We start from the raw sequence: 17,571 nt of genomic DNA, 5'->3' as shown, positions 1-17,571 counted from the left end.
GTGTTGCTGAAATTTATAAGGATAGACTAACGGATCGTTATTGTGTCTTTGTGGTTTATATTTGTGAATTATTATGTAATGGCAAAAGCAGAGCGGTCCTTATCGGCAATCCACACTGGAGCACGGCCCCGGCCTGTCCAAGTCGCTCCCGTCGCGGGATCCCGGTATTTCGCCTCAACCTTTGTGCCTTTGGCGCTGGAAGCCTTCCTGGCCTTGCCGCCCCCGAACACATCCTCAGAGGTCAGCCCAAACTCCGCGATGAGGGCGCGTGCCTCGGCGATTGCGCCTGACTGTTCGGCCTTGCGGGTCTCCTCGATGAGTCGGTCAAGTTCGGCTTTACGGGCGATGAGCGCTTTGTAGTTGGACATTGTGAGCCTTGTAGTTACAAAGCTTCAGAATACAGCAACCTGCTTGATATCTTGCAATCCTCGCACGCAGCGGAATCTGCGATTTAGTTGCAGCCGAATGCGTTGCAAGTCTTGTTGTAGCTGTTTCCGCGGCTATCAGTTCCTTGATAGAACGTTGATCCGCCAACTGAAGTGCTGGAGCCTGACCAAGAATTCCCATTCGCAGCGGAGCCATTGTGGAATGTCATGTTCCCAACCGTATTGCTGGTCTGATTCCAGTTGGTACCATTCTGGATGTTGTGCCCCTGCATCTGGGTGGTGTTGCCGTATCGCTGGACGGAGTAGGTGTTGCCTTGGTTGTCCGTGCAGTTTTGGAATGCCCCGGTACCGAAGCAGGCCGCCGAGGCTGCCATGGGGAAGGCGATTGCTGCCGCGATGAGTAGTGCTCTCATTGGAATCTCCGTATGCGGCGTGATGCTGGGCCGCTGGCCAGACGCAGCTGCGAAGCCACTTTGTATCAACATGCTACAGAGAGTGCAGAGGCTTGCAAGTTTTATTTGCGCCCATCACCCATTTGGGCTGCTCAGAACGGTGCTCTCGATACAACCACCTCGGCGCGCCCCTCACCCTGGAACACCACCTCACCGGTAGCTACCACCATCACCGTGCACCATTCCCCGTGGCGCAGCACCTCGTAGTGATCGAACGGCAGCGGCAGCACCCGGTCATCCACGACCACGCCATTCTTTACGGGCACGCGGAGCAGGGTAGGGTGGCCCATTGGGATGTTCTCATCAGACCCGCTGACCCCCAGCAGCCTATTTGGATCCGTCGATTTCACAGTACCACTCCTGCATGTACCAGACCTTGTCTACGCGCTCATACCCAATAAAGCGGATCATCCCGGCCGTGATGTAGGTCACCCGGGGCTCATAGAGCTTGGGGAAGCCTGATCCCAGGGCCTCCAGCACCTCATAGGTCTTGTCCTCGCCGACAGACTTCTCGTGCTTGAGCCATAGGTCGCCGTAGCCCCTGCGCCTCACGGGCACATGCAGCTGACCTTCTTCCCGTACCAACATGACCTTGACCCGCATGGGGGTGACTGTAGCTCAGAATACTGGGGTTATGTACAGTATTGTGCATGTGCACCCGGTACATCCCTCCCCACGAGCGCGACATCGAGCGCGACTGGCACATAGGCAACCGCAACCCCTATCGCTGGTGGGAGGAGGTGCTGCACCCCCAATACGTGGGTCCGTTCCTGCGGAGATCCCCACCGGGTAGCGCCAGGCCCGTGGAGCTGGTCATTGGGCAATGGGGGCTCATCCCGGCCTTCTCCGCGACATACCGGGTGGCCTTCTCCACCAGCAACGCCAAGTCAGAGGAACTGCTGAGCAAGCCGAGCTACCGGCATCCCTGGTTGAGCGGGCAGAGGTGCCTGATACCTGCCGTGAGTTTCGACGAGCCGTGCTGGGAATCCGGGGTCAATGAGTGGTGGCGCTTCCACCGAGCAGATGGTCGGCCGTGGGCGCTGGCGGGCCTATGGAACACCTGGACTGATCGGCTGACGGGCCAGGCCTTCGAGAGCTACACCATGCTCACGGTCAATGCGGATGACCACCCGGTGATGTGCCGCATGCACAAACCCAAGTTCGACCCGACGACCCGACGGCCATTGATCCCCCAAGACAAGCGCAGCGTGATTTCCATCGAGGCCCGCGACATTGGTGCATGGCTATTCGGAACGGCCCAGCAAGCACAGCGACTGCTTACACCACCCGCAGCCGAACACCTGAAAGGAGAGCCCCACCATGACACACACCATCAGCATCTACGCACCACACCTCAGCTGTTCGCCTGAGACATTGGAGCGTGCGAAGGTAGCGGCCATGGCCACGCTGGAGCGCCTTGGCGTGACCCTTGAGCAGGCCATGGATGCGCGCTTTGAAATGGAGTGCTGGGACGACATGGGCTGTCCCGATGACCACAACTTTGCGGACGTGGACGGCAAGCGATTCGACGCATTCCATGCAGCCCATCAAGCGGCCATGCAGGTATGCGGGGTGACCTTCGATGACGGCGTGTTCGACATCGGCATGGACGAGGTAGGTGTGCCGCAGCACCTGCCTGAATGGCATCCTGCATGTGGCCCCTTTGCGCTCTCGATGTGACCTGTCGAATCGATGACCCGACGACTATTCCCACCAGGAGAACCCCATGAAGCTCGTAGTGAAAACGTTGGACGGAAAGCACATTTCAGCGGATCAGCACGCCCGCGTTGTCGCGGCTGTTGAGGTCATTCTGAGCACCAGTGCATTCACGTTCACTGATGCGGTGTTGGCTTGGGCCGAGTACATGGACAGCTGCGAGGTCATTGAGGACAAGCAGGACTTCACCGAGGTGGACGAGGAGATGGCCAAAGAGTTCGGCTACGTCACCACCGAGGCTGATTTGAAGTTCCTGGCCACGCCGATTGAGGAGCTGGTGCCCTATCGTCCTCACCACGAGGAGCGGATGGCGCTCTACGAGCAACTACGCAACGCGATGAATGATGCTGTCGGCGAGCATGTCTACTTCTACGACGAAGAGGGCGTGTATGGCTGACGCTGTTGATCCGGGTTGGGCCCTGTCGTCGAGTCGTCGGGTCGTCGAGTGCCAGCGCAAATTTTCCCCGCCACTTTTCAGGTATGGCACCTGGGCTGAGTGAGCCTGCCCCGGTATCCTGCCGCACACAACAATAGGCCTTTCAATCCAGTGAATCAGTCTCTCCCTCGCTTGCGTCATTGCTCCATCGCCGCGGCCCTCCTGCTGGCCTTCATCGGTACCGCATCGGCTCGATCACCATCCCAGCAGTTCGACAGCGCTGCACTCCTGACGCCCCAGCCGACGAGCTTCGCTGAGTGCCCCCAGTTCTTCGCCAACCGCACACCACCAGTAGTTGCCAAGCGGCCGAAGCTGCGTGAGCTTTGCTATGAGGCATTTGCTGTGCTCCATGACGGCAACACCCGCACGCCGCTGTATGTGGCGCAGAGGTTGAACCGCAAGACCATCGAGAACGCCGATGAGAAGCGCAAGGACAAATTCTTCGCAGATGCCCGGCTGCCCAGCAGTGAGCGCGCAGAGCTGGACGACTACAAGCGCTCCGGATACTCACGCGGGCATATGGCACCGGCAGGCGACATGTCCACGCCTACCGCCATGGCCCAGTCGTTCTCCCTGGCCAACATGGTCCCGCAGAACATCCAGCACAACGGCGGCGCCTGGTCGCGCATCGAGCAGGACACCAGGCACTACATCCTCAGGGCCAAGGGCGATGTGTACGTGATCACCGGGCCAGTGTTTTCAGCAGGCAGCCCCAGCATCGGCAGCAACGGCGTGAGGGTGCCGACACACCTCTACAAGCTGGTGTACGACCCATCCACCCAGCGAGCTTGGGCACATTGGCAGCGCAATGAGGAGGGTGAGCGCGCGGGTCCGCCCATCAGCTATCAGGAACTGGTGAAGCGCACCGGCATTGAGTTCTTGCCACGGATCACGCCTCTGCATTGAGCCGTGATGCTCCACTTGCTTCGCTGCAATCTTTTACTCGTAACTATTCGTGAGCACGGCTATCATGCTCCAAGCTTAGAGAGGAACGCAGATGAAATATGCTTTGGCTGTTATAGTATTTCTCAATATATCGACAGGTTTTGCGCAAATACCAAAGACCTCGGAGGAAAAGCGGCCTACAAAGAAGTCGTCAGCGACGTCAGTAGAAAAAGCCTCTAAAGCTGATTCATTGTCGGCTCCTGTAAACCTTTTGACAAAGCCATTTACTATTATAAACTATCACTCGGACCCTGAGGGTGCTGAGATAAGGGTTATTGAAAGTGGTAGATATGTCGGCAGAGCTTCCCATTCTTCAATTTATACTGTTGCGGATTTTGAAAAGAATATGCGGGCTGATGGTTGCGTATATGTTATGCCAATGGAGGCTAAGTGGTTAAGTGGAGCTACTGCGAGGGGCGGGGCTCTCGGTATGTGTGATGGCACATCTAGAGATTATGATTATACGTTTGTGCGCCCTAAAGATGCACCATCTATTGAAAAGGATGAAAACTTTGCGGCTACATTAAAGGCCGAGCGAGAACGGGTAGATAAAAGTCTTGGTCAATTTACTGTTGTCTTAAAAACGGTACCAGAGGGTGCTGAAGTGTTTGAAGTCACTTCATCTGGGCGTCACCCATGGGGGCGATCCCCAGTTCGATTGAAATACGAAATTTTTGCTCAGAAAAGAATTGCTGGTAGGCGGCAAGACGGTTGTATGCCGACAATGAAGTTTGAAGCCCATTGGCCGAGTGGCGCTAAATCGACGATTGAGTCTCTATCTTTATGCGGAGAAATGAAGGCAGAAGAAACTCGGGTAATTGATCGTCCTGTAGGCATGCCCGGGCTAGAAGTAGATCAGAACTTTGCTGCTGCGCTCATACTGGAGCGTATTCGGAAAGAGAACAACGATCAGCAGGCCTTGCAGGCGCAACGCGCTCAGGAACAAGCACAAATCGCTCGGGAGCAGGCCAATCAGGCGCAGCAACGTTTGGCACAAGAAGCACAACGCCAAGCTGAACAGGACGCCTTTGACAATAAGGCGGCCGCCATAATCAATGGTTTGCTGCTGGGTATTAGTCAGCGACAGCCAGAACCAGTCGTCATTGAGCGACGCCAAGCACCCACCGAACTAAAGTGTGTAACCAGGCCACGCTTCGGCAGATTAGACACTGTCTGTGAGTAGCCTTAAGCTCCGAGAGGCCGTCATACAAGGAAACCAATGAGATGGCTGCGGACGACTATCCGCCGAGGTGTGGTCGTCGGGTCGTCAAGTAGCCTGTGAGGACTCAAGCGCCTCTATGAAGACCTTAGCGACCTCGCGCCGAGCCTCTGGTGGCCGCTTGTGCAACGCAAGCAGCAGCGCCGCGATCTCGTCATCCTCACAGTACAGGTAGGCCAGGGGCACACCGAACACCCGAGCGATCAGCCGAGCAGTGCCTACAGGGGGCTCGTGCACGCCGCGCTCGTAGCGGCTGATCCGCATCCGGCTGGCTGATTCCTCAAGACCGATCTCCACGCCAACTTTCTCCTGGGTCCAGCCCAAACCCTCACGAAGGGCCTGCATACGCCTTCCCACGATGGCGGGGGAGGATGACGGCTCGGCAACAGGCATGCATCGAGTTTCGTGACAAGCATGCCTTTTTCGGTAACGAAATTCGTCCACTAAGTAACGAAGAACGTTACAATATTTTCGCCGCCAGTTGGATGACACCACGCTGGCATTCCATTAACTATCAATTAACTATTGGGAGATTATTTTGAGGGATATGAATATTGGGAAGGTTTTTGTATTGACTGCAACGCTATCAACGGTGGCTTTGCTCGTGGCTTGCTCAGGCCCAACAGCTGAGGAAGTGAAGGAGGCCAAATCAGAATGCGCAAGGTTCTATAAGGAGAAGCGTGCGAAGTCCTTTAATGATGTGTCAGCCATTGATCATTGGAACAAGAATGGAAAGCTGGTCATTGAGCTTGCCGTAAAGGATGAACCGTCTTCGCGTAGCTACACCTCAGGAATTTGTGTGTATGACAAGGAAAAGGGCACATTGGAAATCCCGGGGCTCTTTGAGCAATCCCGCTGGGCCAAGTAATTAACACCAATTGAAAGGAGCAATATGGAGTATGAGTACAAGGTCATCGACGTGGCCGACGGGTCAATCAGCTCACTCCTTCTTGGAGAGGGCCGAATTGAAACGAAGGTCCTTGAGGCGTACATCAACGCCATGGCCTCAGAGGGCTGGAGGATGGTGTTCATGTCCAAAGTCATGCAGCGCCACCTTGTGGTGTCCGACAGGGAGACTTTGATGGTCACCTTTGAGCGCCGCGTCCCTGAGCATGAACGTGAGGCCCGGGCGGCCCGGTGTATTGATGACGTGATCGCAGCCGAGGAGGGCGCCAAGAGGCAAGGTCGCAAGGCCGTGTTGGGCACCGCTGGGGTGGTACTTGGGGCGTCTGCCCTGCAGGCTATCGCTGGTGGCCTGAGTGGTGAGGAGTGAGCGGATGGACCTGAACGACAAGATCGCAGCGAGGCGCCGGGAGGTCGAGCAGGAGCGCTTGCGGGCCCAGGAGGCTGAGTCAGTGCGTCAGAGGGAGGAGGTAGCCCGCCAAAAAACGGAGTTCGCCCGTCAGATGGAGGAGCGCCGCGTGGCTCAGGAGCAGGAAGCTGCAGCTATTCAAAAACAGCGAGAGAACCTTGCTCAACAGAGCTATGTAGCCTCTTCTAAACCGATTAAGACCGTGGATATCGAGTTGGAATCTGCACTGATTGGTGAAAGCTTGGAACGTGTTTCCAAGAAGCAGCTGGTGGGTTTCATTCTCTTGACGGCCCTGTGTTTGACCAACCTCTATAACGAGCGATACCTTCACTCAATGGGGTGGGGTGTAGCCGCTATGGGGTTTATCTATTACGTGGTCCGCAAGCATCGCCAAGCGGTCCTGGCCAATGCCGGAAACACAACGAAGGCAGACACCAACGAGGAAGACACATCGAAGCAGGATACCTTGTAGACACCACAAAGGTTTACACCACTAATCTCAATCAACCCCCATGGCGCCTCTGGAGAAATCCTCAGGCGCTTTTTGTTTGTCCATTTGAAAGGAGCTTGATATCAAATCGTTCGCAACCAAAAAGGAAATCAATAATCTGCTGGACACCACTACTGATGTTGAAGTGAAAGCCCTTATGAAGGACCTTCTCTCCACCATAAAGGATCAAGGGTTTCAATTTGAGGAGGTAGTTTGTGTGTTCATGGTTGACTCCCTGGACACCACTGATGCTGTCACCAAGGCCCTGGGATATTCCCCATTGGTCAATCGTTGGAGTGGTGCGTCATACACCAACCCAGGATTTACTCCCTATTGGGAATACTTTGCGGAACACCACAAATGGTATGAGTTGGTGTGTGTCCTCAGTGATGATGGCTTTGGCCATGTGGTGCTTATTCCAAAGGACACCACTGATTCTGACCTTCATCAATTGTGTGTCATGCACTCAACCATGAGGTAAACCTATGTGCTCCAACGTCGCCACCTTCGGGTGGCTTTTTCATGTCCAAAAACTGAGGAAATCTGTGTATCTATAACGAAGGATTAATTAAGGTCCTTCATCCATCAACAACTGAAAGGAACACCAAATGACTGCTATTAATGAAACACAAGCAACCACCTCCACTACTACCCCTGCAAAGATGCGGGTGCTCCAGGCCGATACGTGCCCTTCGCTTTCGGGGCGTACCTTCCTGGATTTCCAAGTGGGCTGCAATGAAAGTGAGCACCTGTTTATCCGCATCGTAAGGACCAGCGGGGGAGGGTTCTTCAGCAAGGAGTGGGTGCCCTACGACTCTATCGGCCCGCTGCTGGTCAACCCCGTAACGTCGGCTTCTCTGCGTCCTATCTTCCAAGGCAAGTCGGTGAACACCTCAGGGTTCCTGTTGGCCGTGATGAAGCACCTCGGATTCGTCCAGGCGGTTCCGGAAGCACTCCGCGGCTATCAGGTCTTGGAAAACCCCACCTTTGATGAACACACCAAAAAGCTCATTGCTGATGGTGTCGACCTCGCTGATGAACCTCCAAGTTCCATCGGCAAGAAGTCCATTGGCGGGAAGGGCAGGGGTGCCAAGAAGAAGCTGGAGAAGGTTGATTAACTGCCCTTGGAGTGGCACTCCGGAGGTGTGTCAGTTTTGCCTCTCGTAAGTCCTTGAAATGAAAAGAGTTTCCGACACCACGTCACGGCCGACACCAAACACCGGCCCTATACCGATCCTCTTGAGTTTGAAGGAACTTGATGCTGACCCTGATTGCAATCCTCGCGCTGATCGTCATTGGCCAGTCTGCTCTGTCATCGACGAAGTGGACGCTGCCCCTGCTGATCGGTGCCGTGCTCATCTACTGCTTTCCCCTGCTCATCCTCGTGGTGGCCCTCGCAGTCGCGGGTGTCGCCTACTTCCACATGTTCGATTGAAAGGACCTTCCCTATGTTCTACGAAGACTGCTTGCTGCGCGCCGTCAATTCCGCCCTGGACGATGACCTCCCCCCGGAACTGCTGCCCCTCACCGTGACCCGACACGCCGGGCTCCTCGCCGGGGTGCCAGCGGACCACCTGGGTGCTTCGTACTGGGGGTGACCCCGACCTATCAGGCGGCTCGCCGGGGCTGCCCTGGGACCAGCCTGGCACCTCCCTGACGCTCCCCCGGGGTGGTGCCGCAAGGTGCTGCTCCGGGGCGATCTCTCCCCTTGTTTTTTGCTGCGACCCCGAGGGCCTGGGAAACTGGAAACCTGGGGCGGTGGCGGGGCCTGGGAACCTGAAAACCTGGGAAGCTGCGAAGGTGGAGGGGCCTGAAAACCCGGGAACCTGGGGCAGCGCTTTTGAACACAACTTAGGGGTTGCCAATCCTCGCGGCAAAATTCGTGCTATACTTCGCCTTGCTGAGGAAACGACCAATTTGGTCCCTGGCGCCAAGTAGCACTGATATGTGCACCCCAAAGGTTAGATTTGACCTTCCGCTTGGCACCTTGATGAGTGCATCACTATTGCACCTCCCTGAGCTAGATCGCAGTGATGTCTCCGATCGCAACGTTGTACCTACCCTTAACCGTGGTGGGACATTCGTGAGCGAAACGAGATGTCGTCTCCTCCGAAGGTCCTGCTACCTTCCTTTGAGGAACCTACTGCATGATCGTACAAACTTCGACATCCCTTTCTGGCACCAACGTCGATCCATCTTTCATCCCCTTCATTGACGTGCGTGACGACGGACTGTCGAACACCACTCCCAAAGTTGCTTTCCCTCCGCTTGCAACAGATCCATCGTCCGTATGGAAGCCTGTGGAGGCGCCCGCGAATCCCCTCCTTGCGTATTCCCTTCGTGGGCAACTTGACGAGCTGAAGAAGCGTGCCGTCGATTCAGTTCCGTTCCTGGGGAAAGTCGCCCTCCTTGGGCAGTGGACGGTGTTCTACGCAGCACCAAACACTGGCAAGACTTTGATCACCCTCAATCTGCTTGCGCGCGCCGTCGCTGATGGTCGTGTGGACCCAGAGAATGTCTATTACGTCAACATGGACGACTCCAGCACTGGCGTCTGTGAGAAGGCGGCAATTGCGGAACAGTATGGTTTCCACACTATTGCTGGCGGCGAACACAACTTCAAGCCTGCGGTGCTCGTGGATAGCCTATCGGAACTTGTGCGCACCAAGACGGCAAAGGGATGTGTGGTCGTTATTGACACCCTGAAGAAGTTCGTTGATCTCATGCAAAAAAGTGAGTGCACCCAGTTTGGTGTTATCGCTCGAAGCTTTGTTCAGGCCGGCGGCACATTGGTTGCCCTTGCTCACACCAACAAAAAGAAGGGTGATGATGGGAAGGATGTGTACGGAGGCACGGCTGACATCGTTCAGGATTGCGACTGCATGTGTGTGATGACAGCAACTAAAGAAGCTACTGGCGATCACGTAGTAGTCCGTTTTGAGAACCAAAAGAAGCGTGGCGATGTTGATCCAGTTGTGGTGTATCGATACTTGGATCGAGCTGGTGTGTCCTATCAGGAACGATTCGATTCCGTGACGTTGGTGGGTGAGGCCGAACAGGCTCAAGCGTTGACTGCGTCGATGATGGCGAACGACAAGTCGGCGATCGATATCGTGATGGATACCCTGCGACAAAAGTCGGCGAACAAGATGGAGTTGTGCAAACAACTTGCACCTCGCTTGAAGATGGGTGAGCAGAAGGTGGGGGAGCTGCTTGAGCGTTATTCTGGGGACTCTGAGCCGCACCATTTTTGGAACTTCAAGGTGGGTCATCGCGGAAAGAAAACGTTCAGCCTCAACCTCGCACTTATCGCCCAGCATCACCCAGACGATTCCGACTATTGATCGTTCACATCGCGCAGGTTCGGATGATGTGTGACCACCTGCCAGGTGCTGTGACCGGGGAGGGCGCCAGCCTCCCAGGTTCTCAGGTTGCCAGGAACCCAGCCCCACCGGCCCGGCCAGGGTTTCAGGTTCCCAGGTTTTCAGGTCCCGGTCCCGTCCACCAGCCTCGGCGAGCCCGGCCGAGGTGGGGGCTGACTTTGGGTGTTCCGGGAAACAACGCGCAGGCGCTCAAGGTCCTGCCAGATTGGCCCAGGGAAGGCCCCGCCGGGTCGGCCCATCCCTACACCCATCCCGGGACGCCACCCCACCCCCTTGGGCCACTCTTGCCCGCCGCAACCGCTGCGGCACCCTCGACTCCGTGACCGGCCCATAGGCGCGGCCGCACCAATAACTCGCTCCCCCTCGGTCAACTTTGGCGGCATTGCCAAGGTGGGCCGAAGGCTTGCCCAACGATTTCTCAACCACCCCAAGGAGGCCCATGCCTATCGTCAAACTGAACCCTGCTTTCATCACCAACAGCCTCAGCTGCCCACCCGACAAACCCCGCGTCGAATGGTGCTGCGATGAGATCCCCGGTCTCTACATTGAGGTCCGATCCACCAATCCGGGAAAGGGAACCTACTTCCTTCGATACAAAGACGCCAACAGCAAAACCTGCCACCAGAAGTTGGGCCGCTCCACGGAAATCAGCCTGCCTGACGCCCGCAAGCAAGCCCGCAAGTACAAGGCGGAAATCGCCCTGGGTGCTGACCCTCGCGGTGAAGAAAAGGCCCGCAAAGCCGTTCTGACGTTCAATGAGTTCTTCAAGGATCACTACTTCCCGTATGTGACCCCCCGCAAGCGCTCATGGGACCGTGACGAACAGCTTTTCAGGCTGCGCATACAGCCGGCATTCGGGAAGAAGCGGCTCAATGAGGTGACGCGCCAGCAGATCCAGACCTTCCACACGGGACTGCTCGATGGAGGTCTGTCGCCGGCGAGCTGCGATCACCACGTGAAGCTCATTCGGTACGCCCTCAACATGGCCATCGAATGGGACTTGCTGGACAAGAACCCGGCGGCGGGTGTGCCTTTGTTCAATGAGGATAACAAGATCGCGCGCTACCTGAACGAAGAGGAACTGCAGCGCCTCCTGGGTGTACTGCGGACCGATCGCAACAGGATGGTGTGCCAGATTGCGTTGTTCCTGATGAGCACCGGGGCGCGCCTCAACGAAGCCCTGCAGGCCAAGTGGGGGCAGATCGATCGGGTGCAGAGGGTGTGGCGGATTTCAGCGGAACACTCCAAGTCCAAGCGGATGCGGTCTGTGCCCCTGAATGACTCCGCGCTGGAGGTGCTGGACCAGTTGAGCACTGAGGGGAGTCATGCGAATGTGTTCGTGAACTTCCAGACCGGGAAGCCCTACACAACCATCATGAAGGTGTGGACCAGGCTGCGCGAGAAAGCCGGATTGCCGGACCTGCGCATCCATGACCTACGCCACCAGTATGCATCCTTCCTGATCAACAGCGGGCGGTCGCTGTACGAGGTGCAGAAGATCCTCGGGCACTCGGACCCCTCGGTGACCCAGCGGTATGCGCACCTGGACTCGAAGTCGCTACAGGAGGCCGCGAACAGCGCGTCGGTGATGCTGAGGGCGCCGGTGAAGTTGAAGATTGCGGCGTAGTTGTTGGGTTGGGGCTTCTGGTGCGTTCTCGCGGACGTCCTGGAGGCCTCTTTTTCCATGGGCGACGACTGTCAGCATACTCTTCAAGCTGCTTCTTGGCAGAGTCCATCCGGTCGCCATGGCAGGTCGTGGTCAAACCGCTGCTCCGCAGAAACGAGCGCCCTCTCTGAATGACAGGCGCGGAGACCTCCTGCGATGCAGAGCTGTAATTTATCTGTTTACTACAAAGGTGTTGATGGCTAGATTGCGGTGGCTCCATCCACCACAGCCCTAAGGAGGCACACCATGAGCACTGCAGAAAACACGTTAGGCATGATTAGCTTGAAGAGTTCCAAGATCACCAACATCAAATTCACACATGACGTTTTGAAAAAGGATTTTGATGAGAATATTCTTGCTGCCAGCTATCTGATTAGTGTTATAAATCTTTCAAGCAAGTGTTTGACGATAGCTGGTACGAGAAGGATTGGCGCCTCGGATGCGGAATGGAAATGGACTCCGATCCCTAAAACATGCCGTAACTGTAGTAGTAGCATGGAGCAATGCTTCAAAGAACAGCGATTTTCGGCAATTATGAGCACGGACTGCACCTCTGCACCATTTGAGCTATTTGTCGGCTATGCTATTAGCGAAACTGAAGCTCAAGGTGGTGTTTTTGATATCACTCCCAACTGTTCGGTGGCGGGTGGCGTTATTGGAATAACCGACTAAATAATTAGTAGAGCATTAGACGGCGCGGGTGGGGCAGCGCAGTTGATTCTGATGCTGGCCCCGTGATTGCCGTAAGGGATGAGGCTTTCTTTCGCTTTGTTGCCAGATAGTCGGGAAAAGCTCGGCCGGAATACGCCTAACTCGTTGATCCAGATCGGTTTTTCGGACCGGATGGCAGCACGCATAGCAGTCTGGTTCGGCATAGGCTCGGCTCGCGAATAGCGGCCGCGAGGGATCGCCAAAACCGCTTACGAATCTTCAACTTACGAGGGGGCACCCCGGCCAGCGACCTGGACTGTTAATCCGTAGGTCCCTGGTTCGAGCCCAGGTCGAGGAGCCATTCATTGGCAGTAAAAGGCTACCCTTCGGGGTGGCCTTTTTGCTTTGGCGTGGTCTGTGCGACGCGCCCACACCTCCCTCGCCAACGCCTGCCCAGCCCTCCCGCATTCCTTCCCCGGAATTAATTCGGCGTGCCCTCAGCACGGTCATCGGGCGGGGCCTGCTGGACAAGAGCCCGGCTGCAGGTGTGCCCCTGTTCAACGAGGACAACAAGGTCGAGCGCTACCTGAGCGACGAGGAACTGCAGCGCCTCTTGGTGGTGTTGCGGACCGATGAGAGCAGGATGGTGTGCATGATCGCGTTGTTCCTGCTGAGCACGGGTGCACGTCTCAACGAAGCCTTGACGGCCAAGTGGGGGCATATAGACCGGGTGCAGCGGGTGTGGCGGATTTCAGCGGAACACTCCAAGTCCAAACGGATGCGATCTGTGCCGTTGAATGACTTCGCCCTGGAGGTGCTAGATCAGTTGTGCACCGAAGGGAAGTTCGCCAACCTGTTCATCAACCAGCAGAGCGGGAAGCCCTACACAACGATCATGAAGGTGTGGACCAGGCTGCGCGAGAAAGCCGGATTGCCGGACCTGCGCATCCATGACCAGCGCCACCAGTTCGCGTCGTTCCTGGTGAACAGCGGGCGGTCGTTGTACGAGGTGCAGAAGATCCTCGGGCACTCGGACCCCTCGGTGACCCAGCGGTATGCCCACCTGGACTCGAAGTCGCTGCAGGAGGCCGCCAACAGCGCGTCGGTGATGCTGAGGGCGCCGGTGAGGTTGAGGATCGCGGCGTAAGTGACAGGGGCCTCGAGGGTGTATGCAAGAGCATCCATGAGGTCACCAACCCGGCGAGCATGTATGCGCGGCCTTGATCATTTCTCTGCCGGTTCCTAGACTTCCTCAAGTAAAATAGATCTTGCAAAATTTGTGCAATTTAAATATAAATTAAGTATTCGGCGGAGTCCGAATCGCACAAAACCGAGGTGGTAAGTGGTGGCTTAAAATAATGAAATACACAGCAATTGATCTCTTTTCAGGGTGTGGCGGATTGACGGCAGGGCTTAAGAGCGCTGGTTTTAATGTTCTTGCGGCTGTCGAAATCGATCGGAAAGCTAGTGAAACCTATGCGCTCAATCATTCTGATGTTGAATTAATTCGTGTTGATATTAAAAAGCTTTCCGCTGCGAGGCTTCTAAAAGTTAGTGGCTTAAAGAAGGGCGCACTCGATCTCCTCGCTGGGTGCCCTCCTTGCCAGGGTTTTTCCACCCTACGGGCGCGGAGTGGACGAGGGCCTTCTCCTGATCCCCGAAATGACTTGATTGATGAGTTTTCCCGCTTAGCAGTTGCTCTTCGTCCGAAAATGATCATGATGGAGAATGTGCCTGCTCTGGCGAATTTTGAAAAATTTAATAATTTAATTTCGCAGTTAAATAGCGCGGGATATAACACTAAAGTTGAAATACTTGATGTGAGCCAGTTTGGTGTGCCTCAGCGGCGTAGGCGTTTGATACTATCGGCCAGTCGAGTAGGCGCCGCTAAGCTGGCAACCCCATTGGCGGAAAAAATGACAGTTCGGCAGGCTATCGCCGATTTACCTGCTGTGGGAAATAGTGGGGATGAACTCCATGATTACCAAAGTGGCAAAAGATCTGCGCGCGTCCAAGCTATTATTGAAGCCATACCAAAGGATGGGGGGAGTCGACATAGCTTGCCACCTGAATTGACCCTAAACTGTCACAAAAACAATTCGGGGTTTAACGATGTTTATGGCCGAATGAAATGGGATGACGTTTCTCCGACGATTACCAGTGGCTGTGGAAATCCTTCAAAAGGGAGATTCATACATCCACAAGAAGATCGACCCATTACGTTGAGAGAAGCCGCTCTTCTTCAGGGATTTTCTCGCGGATACAAATTTGACATGATTCACGGCAAGGAGTCCGTGGCCTTGATGATCGGAAACGCACTTCCACCACCATTTATCGCCCTACACGGCGCGGAAATGGCGAAAGATCTCGCATGACTGCAATTTCTGAGCTTATTGAGAAGATTGCGACAAAGTTCGATGCAAAAGAGTTCGATAAATTTATCCATACTATAAATTTTCCTAAGTTCAAGAACTTTGCTCCTGATGCAAAAATAGATTTTCATTTTCCTGTCGCAGTTATTGTGGGGCCCAATGGAGGCGGCAAAAGTTCCGTGTTACATGCCGCATGGGGCATGCCGTTAAATCATAGTATTTCGCGATTCTGGTTCTCCACGCCTATAGATCCAATTAGCTATGATGAACTTGAACAACATAGAGTTTGGTATTCGCATTACGTAAAAGGTGCAGACACTTTCGCTCAATCGCGAAAAATGTCAAGTAAAACTCGACTCAACTATTGGGAGCCTACGAGACCCGCCCAAAAAGAGGGTATGTCTCCCATGCCAGTGAAAACAAAAAAGCTTGCACCATTTATGAGTGACACTGGTGATCGCTGGACACCAACGGATAGAGTTGCTTTCTATTTCAATGCAAAGGCAGAAACTAGCGCTGTGGATCGATTTTTCAAGGATCATGAAAATGCTAGTCTCGATCTTCGTCAAGAGACTTTCATTCGATACTCTGGAAAGTTGAAGGAAATTGTTGAAGGAAATTTGACAAAATTTCCGTACTACGGAGTTGAGCGTGTTTCGGAAAATTTTCTGCTATCGGCTGAGCAGTTAACTGCTGTCAATAGGATACTTCAGAAAAAGTATAAATCAGCTAGGTATGTGAAGCACAAACTTTATGATAAGCAATCCTTTAGTCAAAGTGTGATTTTTGAGACGGACAAGCGAAACTATTCTGAATGCTTTGCGGGAAGCGGGGAGTTGGCTGTAGTTAATTTTGTTTTATCGCTGGATAAGCTTAAAAGCTTTGATTTGCTATTGCTTGATGAGCCTGAAACGTCACTCCATCCTGGAGCCCAGGAGAGCTTGGTGGAGCTTCTTTTAGAGACAGTTGAAAAAAAGTTTATTCAAGTAATTATCTCTACTCATTCTCCAGTGTTTGTGCAGTTACTTCCGCAGAGTGCGTTGGTGATCTTGGATGAAACTGATAAAGGAGTTGTTCCCCGACTTAATCCAAATAAGATATCTGCCTTCGCAAGACTTGGGCATGTTAGTAAAGAGAAAATAACTATTCTTGCCGAAGATAGATTGCTCATGGCAATTGTGCTGGCTGTGCTTAAACGACTGCAGCGTGACTTGGCTAAAAAAGTCGTTGTTGTTGCGTCAGAATTGGGGGCCTCGGAAATGCTTTCAAATCAAGTGAGGGCACATATTCAATCTAAATCCAAGGTATTAATGTTTTTGGACGGGGATCAGAAGGAGGTGGAAAATATATTCAAATTGGATCCCGATACTATATCCAAGGCTGAAGAAAAGGTCATAACATCAAAGCTTAAGCAGCTTCAAGTCTCAATCATTGGATCCAAAACTGATTTTGATGGCTGGATGAGATGGTGTGCTGAGAATGTTTTCTTGCTCGATAGAGTGTGTGCTGAGAATGTGTTTTTGGAATTATTGGCTCCAAGTCATAAAATTTTTGATAAACAAAATCCCACGAATAAGGAATTCAAGTCAGCACTGAAGAGCTATTTGCAGCATGTTGGTGAAGATTCAAGCGCAGATTCGCAATACTACCTTTTCAAGTCGGCTTTGAATTCGGTGGTAAAGGGCAGTTCGTTGGATCTGGAAATGGATCGCTTGGCTCATTTGATAGAGCAAAAAATACTTCAATTGGAGGCTTGACCAGTCGCTAAATTCGGAGAGCCGAAGAAAAGCGCCCGACATTGGCGCCGTTGATTAGTCGGGAAACGGTCGGCCGGAATGCGCCTAACTCGTTGATCCAGATCGGGTTTTCCGCATGGATGGCGCCGCGCATAGCGGTCAGGGTCGGCATAGGATCGGCTGAGGAATCGCCGCCGAGAGGGATCGCAAAAACGCCTTCCAAATCTTCAGCTTACGAAAGAGCGCCCCGGCCTGCTACCTGGACTGTTAATCGGTAGGTCCCTGGTTCGAGCCCAGGTCGAGGAGCCATTCATTGGCAGTAAAAGGCTACCCTTCGGGGTGGCCTTTTTGCTTTTGGGTGGCGTCCATGCTGGTGCGATAGGTGTGCTGTATGGACCTCGTACCAACATCTGAGGGCCGCAATTACCCTTGATCCTGGGCTCCTGATGAGGGGGGCGTTTTAGACGCTTGGCCTTTTTCTTCGATAAGGCGCAGCAGCAAAGAAAACTCAGGCCGACCTGTCCAACTTCCCAGCGTGTAAGAAAAAAAGCCGAAGGACAGGGCGCAGTACAGAATTCCCAAGTCCGACTGGCCTGACCACACGAGTCGTATGCCTTGGCCAAGCATGATCACCGCAGCTACCACGATGACAACTCTGTTGGTGCGCCATCCGTTGTGCTGCTTTCGCAGGTGGCTCACCATCTTCTGTTCTTGTTCGGTCAATTGCATCTTGTGCTTTCCATCCTGGGAGTTGTCTTGCTGACGAACAGGTCTTCGTGCGTTGCCGTAAAGGTGCCTTGAACTGCC

At 54.2% G+C, this 17,571-nt stretch carries 24 protein-coding genes; 18 read left to right on the top strand and 6 right to left on the bottom strand.

Going from position 1 to position 17,571, the window contains the following annotated elements; all coding sequences use genetic code 11:
- Positions 1–71: 71 nt before the first annotated feature.
- From AC07X5_RS13230 to AC07X5_RS13215, 4 genes are all read right to left on the bottom strand, one after another.
- A complete protein-coding gene (locus AC07X5_RS13230) occupies positions 72–368 on the bottom strand; it encodes an H-NS histone family protein (RefSeq protein WP_494770541.1) in 297 nt (98 codons plus the stop codon).
- A gap of 83 nt (positions 369–451) precedes the next feature.
- Positions 452–799: a hypothetical protein gene (locus AC07X5_RS13225; RefSeq protein WP_494770540.1), complete on the bottom strand. Its 348-nt coding sequence runs from the start codon at positions 797–799 to the stop codon at positions 452–454.
- A gap of 131 nt (positions 800–930) precedes the next feature.
- Positions 931–1,104 (bottom strand): hypothetical protein, encoded by a 174-nt coding sequence (locus tag AC07X5_RS13220; protein ID WP_494770539.1) that lies wholly within the window; start codon positions 1,102–1,104, stop codon positions 931–933.
- Between the two features lie 61 nt (positions 1,105–1,165).
- On the bottom strand, positions 1,166–1,441 hold the full coding sequence (locus tag AC07X5_RS13215) for a hypothetical protein (RefSeq protein WP_494770538.1): 276 nt from the start codon (positions 1,439–1,441) through the stop codon (positions 1,166–1,168).
- Positions 1,442–1,488: 47 nt separating this feature from the next.
- Here AC07X5_RS13215 and AC07X5_RS13210 point away from each other — a divergent pair, with 47 nt between their 5' ends.
- The 5 genes from AC07X5_RS13210 (at position 1,489) to AC07X5_RS13190 (ending at position 5,118) form a co-directional block, all read left to right on the top strand.
- Positions 1,489–2,208, top strand: coding sequence for an SOS response-associated peptidase (locus AC07X5_RS13210; RefSeq protein ID WP_494770537.1), 720 nt, complete (start codon positions 1,489–1,491; stop codon positions 2,206–2,208).
- Positions 2,159–2,518 carry a hypothetical protein gene (locus tag AC07X5_RS13205; RefSeq protein ID WP_494770536.1) on the top strand — a complete coding sequence of 120 codons (360 nt, stop codon included), beginning with the start codon at positions 2,159–2,161 and terminating at the stop codon, positions 2,516–2,518. Before AC07X5_RS13210 ends, AC07X5_RS13205 begins: the two co-directional genes overlap by 50 nt.
- A 46-nt stretch (positions 2,519–2,564) precedes the next feature.
- Entirely contained in the window at positions 2,565–2,951 is a 387-nt protein-coding gene (locus AC07X5_RS13200) for a hypothetical protein (RefSeq protein WP_494770535.1), read from the top strand.
- A gap of 201 nt (positions 2,952–3,152) precedes the next feature.
- Positions 3,153–3,896: a DNA/RNA non-specific endonuclease gene (locus AC07X5_RS13195; protein ID WP_494770687.1), complete on the top strand. Its 744-nt coding sequence runs from the start codon at positions 3,153–3,155 to the stop codon at positions 3,894–3,896.
- 91 nt (positions 3,897–3,987) lie between these two features.
- Positions 3,988–5,118 carry a hypothetical protein gene (locus tag AC07X5_RS13190; RefSeq protein WP_494770534.1) on the top strand — a complete coding sequence of 377 codons (1,131 nt, stop codon included), beginning with the start codon at positions 3,988–3,990 and terminating at the stop codon, positions 5,116–5,118.
- Positions 5,119–5,202: 84 nt separating this feature from the next.
- Here AC07X5_RS13190 and AC07X5_RS13185 read toward each other — a convergent pair whose 3' ends face one another.
- Positions 5,203–5,547, bottom strand: coding sequence for a helix-turn-helix domain-containing protein (locus AC07X5_RS13185; protein ID WP_494770533.1), 345 nt, complete (start codon positions 5,545–5,547; stop codon positions 5,203–5,205).
- Positions 5,548–5,701: 154 nt separating this feature from the next.
- Here AC07X5_RS13185 and AC07X5_RS13180 point away from each other — a divergent pair, with 154 nt between their 5' ends.
- The 13 genes from AC07X5_RS13180 to AC07X5_RS13120 all read left to right on the top strand — a co-directional run bounded on the left by AC07X5_RS13180 (position 5,702) and on the right by AC07X5_RS13120 (position 16,785).
- Positions 5,702–6,022 carry a hypothetical protein gene (locus AC07X5_RS13180; RefSeq protein ID WP_494770532.1) on the top strand — a complete coding sequence of 107 codons (321 nt, stop codon included), beginning with the start codon at positions 5,702–5,704 and terminating at the stop codon, positions 6,020–6,022.
- Positions 6,023–6,046: 24 nt separating this feature from the next.
- The gene (locus tag AC07X5_RS13175; RefSeq protein ID WP_494770531.1) at positions 6,047–6,427 is read left to right on the top strand and encodes a DUF4177 domain-containing protein; all 381 of its coding nucleotides are present in this window, start codon (positions 6,047–6,049) and stop codon (positions 6,425–6,427) included.
- Positions 6,428–6,431: 4 nt separating this feature from the next.
- Positions 6,432–6,938: a hypothetical protein gene (locus tag AC07X5_RS13170; protein WP_494770530.1), complete on the top strand. Its 507-nt coding sequence runs from the start codon at positions 6,432–6,434 to the stop codon at positions 6,936–6,938.
- A 175-nt stretch (positions 6,939–7,113) separates the two neighbouring features.
- A complete protein-coding gene (locus AC07X5_RS13165; protein ID WP_494770529.1) occupies positions 7,114–7,437 on the top strand; it encodes a hypothetical protein in 324 nt (107 codons plus the stop codon).
- Between the two features lie 127 nt (positions 7,438–7,564).
- Positions 7,565–8,074, top strand: coding sequence for a hypothetical protein (locus AC07X5_RS13160; RefSeq protein WP_494770528.1), 510 nt, complete (start codon positions 7,565–7,567; stop codon positions 8,072–8,074).
- A gap of 140 nt (positions 8,075–8,214) precedes the next feature.
- Positions 8,215–8,391 carry a hypothetical protein gene (locus AC07X5_RS13155; protein ID WP_494770527.1) on the top strand — a complete coding sequence of 59 codons (177 nt, stop codon included), beginning with the start codon at positions 8,215–8,217 and terminating at the stop codon, positions 8,389–8,391.
- Between the two features lie 13 nt (positions 8,392–8,404).
- Positions 8,405–8,554 carry a hypothetical protein gene (locus AC07X5_RS13150; protein WP_494770526.1) on the top strand — a complete coding sequence of 50 codons (150 nt, stop codon included), beginning with the start codon at positions 8,405–8,407 and terminating at the stop codon, positions 8,552–8,554.
- A 549-nt stretch (positions 8,555–9,103) separates the two neighbouring features.
- Positions 9,104–10,300, top strand: coding sequence for an AAA family ATPase (locus AC07X5_RS13145; protein WP_494770525.1), 1,197 nt, complete (start codon positions 9,104–9,106; stop codon positions 10,298–10,300).
- Positions 10,301–10,778: 478 nt separating this feature from the next.
- Positions 10,779–11,966: a site-specific integrase gene (locus AC07X5_RS13140; protein ID WP_494770524.1), complete on the top strand. Its 1,188-nt coding sequence runs from the start codon at positions 10,779–10,781 to the stop codon at positions 11,964–11,966.
- Between the two features lie 285 nt (positions 11,967–12,251).
- Positions 12,252–12,677, top strand: a complete 426-nt coding sequence (locus AC07X5_RS13135; protein ID WP_494770523.1) for a hypothetical protein — start codon at positions 12,252–12,254, stop codon at positions 12,675–12,677.
- Between the two features lie 526 nt (positions 12,678–13,203).
- On the top strand, positions 13,204–13,803 hold the full coding sequence (locus tag AC07X5_RS13130) for a site-specific integrase (protein ID WP_494770522.1): 600 nt from the start codon (positions 13,204–13,206) through the stop codon (positions 13,801–13,803).
- Between the two features lie 211 nt (positions 13,804–14,014).
- Positions 14,015–15,031 (top strand): DNA cytosine methyltransferase, encoded by a 1,017-nt coding sequence (locus tag AC07X5_RS13125; RefSeq protein WP_494770521.1) that lies wholly within the window; start codon positions 14,015–14,017, stop codon positions 15,029–15,031.
- Complete coding sequence (locus AC07X5_RS13120) at positions 15,028–16,785, top strand: ATP-binding protein (RefSeq protein ID WP_494770520.1); 1,758 nt, start codon at positions 15,028–15,030, stop codon at positions 16,783–16,785. Before AC07X5_RS13125 ends, AC07X5_RS13120 begins: the two co-directional genes overlap by 4 nt.
- Before the next feature lie 402 nt (positions 16,786–17,187).
- On the opposite strand, the gene AC07X5_RS13115 is transcribed toward AC07X5_RS13120, so the two are convergent.
- Complete coding sequence (locus AC07X5_RS13115) at positions 17,188–17,493, bottom strand: hypothetical protein (protein WP_494770519.1); 306 nt, start codon at positions 17,491–17,493, stop codon at positions 17,188–17,190.
- Between the last annotated feature and the right edge of the window lie 78 nt (positions 17,494–17,571).

The sequence above is a fragment of the Acidovorax sp. GW458-11-26-14-TSB4 genome (assembly GCF_059423865.1).
Note: the sequence above shows the minus strand (reverse complement) of the source record. Positions and strands in the feature narration are given on the sequence as shown.

Bases quoted from the DNA above. Each gene is read 5' to 3' on its own strand.
- AC07X5_RS13230 (WP_494770541.1), bottom strand. From the start codon at position 368: ATGTCCAACTACAAAGCGCTCATCGCCCGTAAAGCCGAACTTGACCGA.
- AC07X5_RS13225 (WP_494770540.1), bottom strand. From the start codon at position 799: ATGAGAGCACTACTCATCGCGGCAGCAATCGCCTTCCCCATGGCAGCC.
- AC07X5_RS13215 (WP_494770538.1), bottom strand. From the start codon at position 1,441: ATGCGGGTCAAGGTCATGTTGGTACGGGAAGAAGGTCAGCTGCATGTG.
- AC07X5_RS13210 (WP_494770537.1), top strand. From the start codon at position 1,489: ATGTGCACCCGGTACATCCCTCCCCACGAGCGCGACATCGAGCGCGAC.
- AC07X5_RS13205 (WP_494770536.1), top strand. From the start codon at position 2,159: ATGACACACACCATCAGCATCTACGCACCACACCTCAGCTGTTCGCCT.
- AC07X5_RS13200 (WP_494770535.1), top strand. From the start codon at position 2,565: ATGAAGCTCGTAGTGAAAACGTTGGACGGAAAGCACATTTCAGCGGAT.
- AC07X5_RS13190 (WP_494770534.1), top strand. From the start codon at position 3,988: ATGAAATATGCTTTGGCTGTTATAGTATTTCTCAATATATCGACAGGT.
- AC07X5_RS13185 (WP_494770533.1), bottom strand. From the start codon at position 5,547: ATGCCTGTTGCCGAGCCGTCATCCTCCCCCGCCATCGTGGGAAGGCGT.
- AC07X5_RS13180 (WP_494770532.1), top strand. From the start codon at position 5,702: ATGAATATTGGGAAGGTTTTTGTATTGACTGCAACGCTATCAACGGTG.
- AC07X5_RS13175 (WP_494770531.1), top strand. From the start codon at position 6,047: ATGGAGTATGAGTACAAGGTCATCGACGTGGCCGACGGGTCAATCAGC.
- AC07X5_RS13170 (WP_494770530.1), top strand. From the start codon at position 6,432: ATGGACCTGAACGACAAGATCGCAGCGAGGCGCCGGGAGGTCGAGCAG.
- AC07X5_RS13165 (WP_494770529.1), top strand. From the start codon at position 7,114: ATGAAGGACCTTCTCTCCACCATAAAGGATCAAGGGTTTCAATTTGAG.
- AC07X5_RS13160 (WP_494770528.1), top strand. From the start codon at position 7,565: ATGACTGCTATTAATGAAACACAAGCAACCACCTCCACTACTACCCCT.
- AC07X5_RS13155 (WP_494770527.1), top strand. From the start codon at position 8,215: ATGCTGACCCTGATTGCAATCCTCGCGCTGATCGTCATTGGCCAGTCT.
- AC07X5_RS13150 (WP_494770526.1), top strand. From the start codon at position 8,405: ATGTTCTACGAAGACTGCTTGCTGCGCGCCGTCAATTCCGCCCTGGAC.
- AC07X5_RS13145 (WP_494770525.1), top strand. From the start codon at position 9,104: ATGATCGTACAAACTTCGACATCCCTTTCTGGCACCAACGTCGATCCA.
- AC07X5_RS13140 (WP_494770524.1), top strand. From the start codon at position 10,779: ATGCCTATCGTCAAACTGAACCCTGCTTTCATCACCAACAGCCTCAGC.
- AC07X5_RS13135 (WP_494770523.1), top strand. From the start codon at position 12,252: ATGAGCACTGCAGAAAACACGTTAGGCATGATTAGCTTGAAGAGTTCC.
- AC07X5_RS13125 (WP_494770521.1), top strand. From the start codon at position 14,015: ATGAAATACACAGCAATTGATCTCTTTTCAGGGTGTGGCGGATTGACG.
- AC07X5_RS13120 (WP_494770520.1), top strand. From the start codon at position 15,028: ATGACTGCAATTTCTGAGCTTATTGAGAAGATTGCGACAAAGTTCGAT.
- AC07X5_RS13115 (WP_494770519.1), bottom strand. From the start codon at position 17,493: ATGCAATTGACCGAACAAGAACAGAAGATGGTGAGCCACCTGCGAAAG.